This window comes from Mesorhizobium sp. M2A.F.Ca.ET.039.01.1.1, assembly GCF_003998035.1.
GTDB lineage: Bacteria > Pseudomonadota > Alphaproteobacteria > Rhizobiales > Rhizobiaceae > Mesorhizobium.
Genome location: NZ_RZRY01000326.1, coordinates 1 through 7,000, shown reverse-complemented (window position 1 = coordinate 7,000; position 7,000 = coordinate 1). Strand labels below are relative to the sequence as shown.

Annotated in this window: 7 protein-coding genes; 3 read left to right on the top strand and 4 right to left on the bottom strand. The window is 65.8% G+C overall.

Annotated elements, in window-relative coordinates:
- The coding region (locus tag EOA24_RS22425; protein WP_189354125.1) for a 3-keto-5-aminohexanoate cleavage protein at positions 1–326 on the top strand (326 nt) is incomplete at its 5' end.
- 135 nt (positions 327–461) lie between these two features.
- Here EOA24_RS22425 and EOA24_RS22420 read toward each other — a convergent pair.
- A complete protein-coding gene (locus tag EOA24_RS22420; RefSeq protein WP_126078141.1) occupies positions 462–1,520 on the bottom strand; it encodes a Gfo/Idh/MocA family oxidoreductase in 1,059 nt (352 codons plus the stop codon).
- A gap of 97 nt (positions 1,521–1,617) precedes the next feature.
- On the bottom strand, positions 1,618–2,403 hold the full coding sequence (locus EOA24_RS22415; protein ID WP_126078140.1) for a ThuA domain-containing protein: 786 nt from the start codon (positions 2,401–2,403) through the stop codon (positions 1,618–1,620).
- A gap of 155 nt (positions 2,404–2,558) precedes the next feature.
- Between EOA24_RS22415 and EOA24_RS22410 the strand changes: the two genes are divergently transcribed.
- Complete coding sequence (locus EOA24_RS22410; protein ID WP_189343182.1) at positions 2,559–2,699, top strand: hypothetical protein; 141 nt, start codon at positions 2,559–2,561, stop codon at positions 2,697–2,699.
- Positions 2,700–2,701: 2 nt separating this feature from the next.
- On the opposite strand, the gene EOA24_RS22405 is transcribed toward EOA24_RS22410, so the two are convergent.
- Both EOA24_RS22405 and EOA24_RS22400 read right to left on the bottom strand, forming a co-directional pair.
- The gene (locus EOA24_RS22405) at positions 2,702–3,943 is read right to left on the bottom strand and encodes a glycosyltransferase (RefSeq protein WP_126078139.1); all 1,242 of its coding nucleotides are present in this window, start codon (positions 3,941–3,943) and stop codon (positions 2,702–2,704) included.
- A 242-nt stretch (positions 3,944–4,185) separates the two neighbouring features.
- Complete coding sequence (locus EOA24_RS22400; RefSeq protein ID WP_245467145.1) at positions 4,186–5,721, bottom strand: tlde1 domain-containing protein; 1,536 nt, start codon at positions 5,719–5,721, stop codon at positions 4,186–4,188.
- 636 nt (positions 5,722–6,357) lie between these two features.
- Here EOA24_RS22400 and EOA24_RS44125 point away from each other — a divergent pair.
- Positions 6,358–6,795, top strand: a complete 438-nt coding sequence (locus EOA24_RS44125; protein WP_292281143.1) for a multicopper oxidase domain-containing protein — start codon at positions 6,358–6,360, stop codon at positions 6,793–6,795.
- Positions 6,796–7,000 lie beyond the last annotated feature (205 nt).

Sequence of the window (7,000 nt, the reverse complement as noted above, 5' to 3'; positions counted from 1 at the left end):
CGATCGGCGACGCGCTCAGGCTTGCCAGTCTCGACCATGGCGGGCGGGTGCTGCGCGTGCTGATCGAGATTTCCGAACAGGCGCTGGACGAGGCCTTTGCCGTCGCCAACGGCATCCAAAAGGTGCTGCAGCGCGAGGGTATCCGCCGCTCGATCCTGCTGCATGGCGAGAACGCGACCGTGTGGCCTTTTGTTCAGCGGGCGGCGCTGCGGAAATTCTCGACGCGGGTTGGGCTGGAGGACGGGAAGGAGTTGCCGGACGGCAGCGTGGCCGAAAGCAATGCGGCACTGGTAGCGGCGGCTGTGGGGATTTATCGCGGAGCGTGACCCGTTCCTCCCCCCACGAAGTGGGGAGAGGTGGCTCGGCGAAGCCGAGACGGAGAGGGGAGCGCCCTACGAAGGCCCCTCTCCGTCCGCTTCGCGGACACCTGTCCCCGCCTTTGGCGGGGCGAGGAAACGCCCTCACTGCATATCCGCGTCGGCCCTCAACTCCGCCCGCTTCTCGTCCGACACCACGGCAAGGTCCAGCACTTTCTGCAGGCCAGCCGCGTGGCGGAAGGTGGGCTCGGTCTGCGCGCCGCTCTTCACCGCTTCGACGAAGCGCTGGTAGTTGGTCGGCACGGAGCCTGCGTCGAGTTCCTCCCATTTGGCGTTCTCGACATTGGGGCCGATGCAAGCCTTCAGCATCGAGCCGTCGAGATTGTGCACGACCTCGAGGGCGCCCTTGTCGCCATGGATGCGCAGGCGCAATTCGTTGATATGGCCGGTGGCCCAGCGGCTGGCATGCACCACGCCGAAGGCGCCGTTGGAAAAATCGAGCGTCATGGCGAAGCTGTCATTGGCGTCGAACTGGTATTCGCCGATGCGGTTGCCCGGCGCCTTGTCGAAGGCCCGCAGCCGGCAGAAGACATGGTCGATGTCAAGCGCGGCGCCATAGCTGGCGAAATCGAGGATATGGATGCCGACGTCTCCCAGCACGCCGTTCGACCCGTGGCCGCGCGACAGCCGCCACAGCCATTTCGGATCCGTGCGCCAGTCGCCCCAGAATTTCGACACCAGCCAGCTCTGCAGATAGGACGCCTCGACATGGTGCACCGTGCCGATCTCGCCGGCCCGGACCATCTGGCGCGCCTTCTGCAGCGCGGCCACGTTGCGATAGGTGAGGTTGACCATGTTGACGATGCCGGCGGCCTCCGCGGCGTCGGCCATCTCGTTCGCCTTGCCGAAATTCTCGGCCAGCGGCTTCTCGCACAGCACCGGCTTGCCGGCGGCGACCAGCGCCATGGTGGTCGGATGATGGATGCGGTCGGGCGTGACATTGGCGACCGCGTCGAAGTCGCCCCAGTCGAGCGCCGCCTCAAGCGAGGTGAAGCGCTTCGGGATCTTGTAGGCGTCGGCGTACTCGCCGACGCGAGCCGCATCGACGTCAACCGCGCCGACGATGTCGACGCACTCGATGGCGCCGAAGCGGCGGGCATGTTCCTGCGCCATCCAGCCGGTTCCGAGTATCAAAAGCCGCATTTCTTGCTCCTCCGAGCGATTTGGTTCGATTCAATCATGCGAGGCGAATGTGGCCCAGGCGCTGTTTCCGCGCAATCCCGAGCAAAGAGGAAGCGCTTTAGCGGAAACCGGCCTCGCCATGCGCGTGCAGCTTGCCGCCGCGCTCCTCGATCGGCTCCAGCGCCCTCTCGACCGGCACGTTCGGCGCATCGAGGATGGCGGGCTTCGACCCTTGCGGGTTATGTGCCCACTTCACCGCGTTGCGCAGCACCTTTTGGACCGTCGCATCGTGGTAGGTCGGATAAGTCTCGTGCCCGGGCCGGAAGTAGAAGACATTGCCGGCGCCGCGCCGGTAGGTGAGGCCCGAGCGGAACACCTCGCCGCCCTGGAACCAGGAGATGAAGACGGTTTCCAGCGGCTCCGGCACGGCGAACTGCTCGCCATACATCTCCTCGTTCTCGAGTTCGAAGAACTCGCCCAGGCCTTCGGCAATCGGGTGGCTGGGGCTGGTCACCCAGAGCCGCTCGCGCTCGCCGGCCTCGCGCCATTTCAGCGTGCAGGGCGTGCCCATCAGCCGCTTGAAGATCTTGGAGAAATGGCCGGAATGCAGCACGATCAGGCCCATTCCTTCCCAGACGCGCTTTGCAACGCCCTCGACCACCTCGTCGGCGACGGCGCCATGGTCCTTGTGGCCCCACCAGACAAGCACGTCGGTCTCGGCGAGGCGGGATTCCGGCAGGCCGTGCTCCGGCTGCTCCAGCGTCGCGGTCGAGGCGGAGATCGCCTTGTCCGCATTCAGCGCCTTGGCGATGGTCGCATGCATGCCTTCCGGATAGATGGAGGCCACCACCTCATTGGTCCGCTCATGGATGTTCTCGCCCCAGACGACAGCGCGAATTGTCATGGATTGCCTCGTGAGTGATTGGGAGCCGCCCCGCGCCATAGATAGCGTCTTCGCCCGGTATTGGAAGCGGGTTCGTGACGTAGCCCCGCCTATGGCGTCTTCGCGCGCCCGCTTGGCAAGCACGCTTCGGCTTCCGGGCGCCGCGCAACACCATCGTGATCGGCAGGTTCGTCATGTCGGCGGCGCTGGTCGCCACCGCCATCTATTTGATCATGGAAATGGATCAGCCCTTTTCCGGCCCGATCCAGATCTCGCCAGCGCCGTCCCAAAAGGCGCTGGCGGAGTTGAAGCAGTAAGATCACTGCCGGCCCAACCACTCGATCAGCCACTTGGCTGCGGCTTCGGCGCCGTCGGCGCGGATCTCGCTGGCCACTTCTCCAGCGCGAATCCTGACCTTTGGCGCCAGCGCCACTTCCAACGCAGCCGACAACGACTCCACCGTAGGCATCGGGCCGTCATGCGCGGCGCCGATACCGAGCTCGGCCACGCGCTTGGCCCAGTAAGGCTGGTCGCCGATCTGCGGCGCGATCACCTGCGGCGCTCCCACCCGCGCGGCGGCGACCGTGGTGCCGGCGCCGCCGTGATGGATGACCGCGGCGACGCGGCCGAACAGCGCCTGCTGGTTGACCTCGCCCACTTCGAAGCAGTCGTCGCGATCATCGATGAGGCCGAGCCCGGCCCAGCCCTGTGCGAGGACCGCGCGAAGGCCCCTGGCGCGGATCGCTTCGATGGCCGCGCGGCCGGTTTCGCTGGCGACCGATATCGAGCCGAAGCCGACATAGACCGGCGGCGGGCCGGCATCGAGGAACGCGTCGAGCCGATCGGGGAGGGGCCGTTCGTCCGGCAGGATGAAGGCGCCGGTCTGCACGGCGTCGATCAGGTCCGAGGGCAGCCATGGCCCCAGCACCGGGTCGCAGGCGAGCAGGACGGGATTGCCGTAGACATAGTTCCGGACATTTTGCACCGGCGGCAATCCGAGCGATGCGCGCTGGCCGTTGACCGCCTCGCCGAAGAGCGCGTTCTTGGTCCGGATGTCTGTTTCCCACAGCAGCCGGTTGTCGGTCACGCCGGCCGGCAGCGGATATCCAGGATATTCGTGCGGCCGGTTGTGCTGCGACGGCAGCCAGATGGGGCAGAACGTGCCGAGCATGTAACGGATGCCGCGTTGTTCCGCGACCAGCCGCGCGGCGGCGTAGGATGGGAAAAGGCCGAACGCCACCACCGCGTCGCAGCCTTCGGCGGCCGCGCTCAGCGCCTCATATTGCCTGGCGGCGATCTCGGCCGCCTGGCCGGAGATGAGCCTCGCCCGGTCCTCGGGCGACGCCGATCGCGACCGGTTGACCATTTCCTTCGCCCATTCGCGCACCGGTGCGAAGGCCGGCGCAAAAGCCACGCCGGCGCGAGCGGCCAGCGCCGCAAACTCCGCGTCGCCCGGCGCGCTCACCCGGGCATCGACGCCATGCGCCTGCAAGGCCGCGCCCAGCGCCGCCAAAGGCTCGACGTCGCCGCGCGAGCCGTAAGTTGATAACAAGATCCGCATTCCGTGCTCCGTTTTCTTTTTTCGGAGCAGCGTTGATACGCCATGCCCGGGGGCTTGCCGCAAGCCCGGGCTGCGCCATATCTACATCCTGGGAAGGTCGTTATCGCTTCCCAGGTGAGATTGCCGTCACGGCGGCAAGCCCGACGGCATGGCGGCCCGAGCGCATTTTTGGCGCGAGGCCCTTCGGACCAGCAAGTGGGGACTGACAAATGCCGGCGACACGTTCGCCGGCAGCGGCATGCTTAACCCTCGCGGCCCTCCTGGGCGACCCGGGTGGGGGAGCTTGTCAGGCGCGGGACGACGACAAGGCGCTTGATCTTGCCGCTTTTGTAGGCGGCAAGGAAGCGGTGATAGTCCTTGAAGACGACGCAGCCATTGGATTCCGCACGGCCGCCGCGCAGCATGTAGGTGTGGGCAAGCAAGCCGTTGCGGCCGTATTTGTTGCTGCCGCTGGCCGGCGTGAGCCTGATCGCCTCTACGCCATGGAAGCGCGATTCACGCATCGACAGATTGTAGGTGTCCGGCGGCGTCGGGCCGACATTCTTGCGGTTGACGAAGCGCGGCTGGTCGACCATCGAGCCGTAGCCCGAATGCGCCTCCAGCTTCGAGCCGTCGGGCATGTAAACGGTCCTCGCCGAAATATCGTAGACGGCGACGCCATTGCCCGTCGAGGGGCCGTTGAACAGGCTGCGGAAGGCGCCACCAAGGTTGCCGCGCTCCGGCGTGTCCGGCTTGGCATAGGCGAGCATCTCCGACGCCTGCGCCTTGCGCTTGCCGGGCTTGGTGTCGGCCACTATCGGCTTCGAATTCGCCACGCCGGGCAGGGCCTGGTCGCCGCTTCTCGGTGAAACCGCCGTCGGCGCGCTTTGCGCGGTGTCGGCCGTGGTCGGCTGCGGCTTGGCCTTGGCGGCCTGCGGCTTCACGGCCTCCGGCTTCTGCGGCTTGGCCGCGTTCTGTTCGGGCGCTTCTGTGGCGCGCTCCAGCGAGGTGCGGGGGCGAAGGCCGGGCACGGCAATGGCATCGGGCAAATCGTCCTGCGGCGGCAGCGAGGCGATCTGATACGCGCCGTCCTGGCCATTGTCCGCATTGTTAGCAGCATCGGGGCCGGCGACATCGGGCGCGTCGCTGTTTTGCAGCGCGACGGCGGTCGGAACATCCGCCGTATCCTCGGGCGCGACGTTGGCAAGCGCCAGCGCCAGTTCGGAAGCGCCTGGGGTCTCGGCCGGCTGCAAACCGAAGCGCGCTTCGATCGGGGCGTCCGGCTGTGCGCCGCCGAAGCGGCTTGCCGAAGGCAGGCTGGCCAGCAGGAACGGCGCCTTCTCGGCACGGGCAAAGGCGTCGGCAAGCTTCTGCGGCGAAAGCGCCGCGCGCTTCACAACGCCATCGAAGCGGTCGGCGGCTCCGGCGGCCGAAGCCACCACCACGACCTTTTCATGCGCCACGCTGTCGGGCGACGGCAGCTTGAGCCGCGCCATTTTGCTGTCACCGCCATTATTCTTCAGTTTTTCAACCGCTTGGCCGCCCTGCCTGAAGCTTGTCGCGAGGCTGAAGCAGCCGGCATCGCAGCCGCTGGTGAGCGAGCCCGCCTTGTAGCCGCCATAGACGCCAAGATGCGGCGCCCAGGTATTGGCGATCTGCCGGCGCTGGTCGCCAAGCGCGATGGTGCGCATGCCCTGCGGCAATCCGTTGGAAGCGGCGGTCAGCGAGGTCCTCACCGAATAGAGCCCCGCCAAGGTGGCGGCGGACCATAAAGCGAGGGCGGCGCCGACAGCAGGCACCAGGACCCAACGATGACCAGACTTTTTCGAAGTTACCTCCCCATGAGGAGCGTCACCCCGGTTTTTCAAACGCAAAAACGCCATACGACCACTCTCAATCGGCATGCCGGTTTTCGCACCTGGCACCCGTCACGATCACAGTTCGCCGGTGCCCCCTGCACCTTCACGCGTCTGTTGCCGATTGATTCAAAAGATGGACAAAGATGGTTAACCAATCCCTCCACCAATCGCCGATTTGGCGACGGTTCACACGAAAAAAGAGCCCTCCATGGTTCTTCGCCACGGTAAAAATGCTCTCCCTCACCCGCTTTGCTGCCCGTTTTTCCGGCCCCTGTCAAGAAACCGTGAACAACGGAAACGACATCTTCAGCCGGCTAGAGGCCGATTGGGGTCAAAATGCGACTATTCGGCAAACCTCGAAACAGGCAGGCCGGAAATGTTGTGGACCAGCCGATCGGCCGGCGGCCCAGGATCGCTTTTTGCGCCATCCGGACAAAAACACTAAAAAAAGTCACCGCGGTCGGGGCAGCTTCCGCCCGCGAATATCCCTCTTGACCTTCCAGTTACTGGAACCCGTAGCGTTCGCAAAGGATCGTCCCCGCGGCGTCCTTCCCAATCGCGATCCAGGAGAAAAAGATGCTGACGGTCGATGTTTCCGAAACGCCGGCCGAGGCGATGCCGCCGCTGCCCGGACGACTGAGGCCGATCGCGCCGCTTGGGGCTCCCACCGTCAGCCGCCGCCTCTTCCTCACCGAGGCCATGACGATGAATGCCGCGAGCACGGGGATGGACTTCCTGATCAACGGCAAGGCGTTCGATATGGGGCGTGTCGACACCGTTGCCCAGGCCGGCGATACCGAGCTTTGGGAAATCGTCAACCCGGCCGACATGGATCATCCGTTCCATATCCACGGCACGCAGTTCCAGGTTGTCGAGCACGAACGCGACGGCACGATCGCCAAACCGCCCTATCTGGCGTGGAAGGACACGGTCAACGTGGCGCGCGGCGAGACGGCTCACGCGCCAGGAGCGGCCGGGCGCGCGCATGTACCACTGCCACATCCGGGAGCATGAGCAGCTCGGCATGATGGGCATCATCGACGTTAAGGCATGAGGTCTCGCATCATTCTGAGGGCGGTTTTGCTGGCGCTCGCCGGCCCGTCGCTGGCCGCGGGGCCCGGCGACACCATCGTGGCCGCTCGCCAGGCCTCGATGAAGGAGATGGCGGCCGCCGCCAGGGCGATCGCCGAAATGTTCGACGGCAAGCGCGCCTATGAAC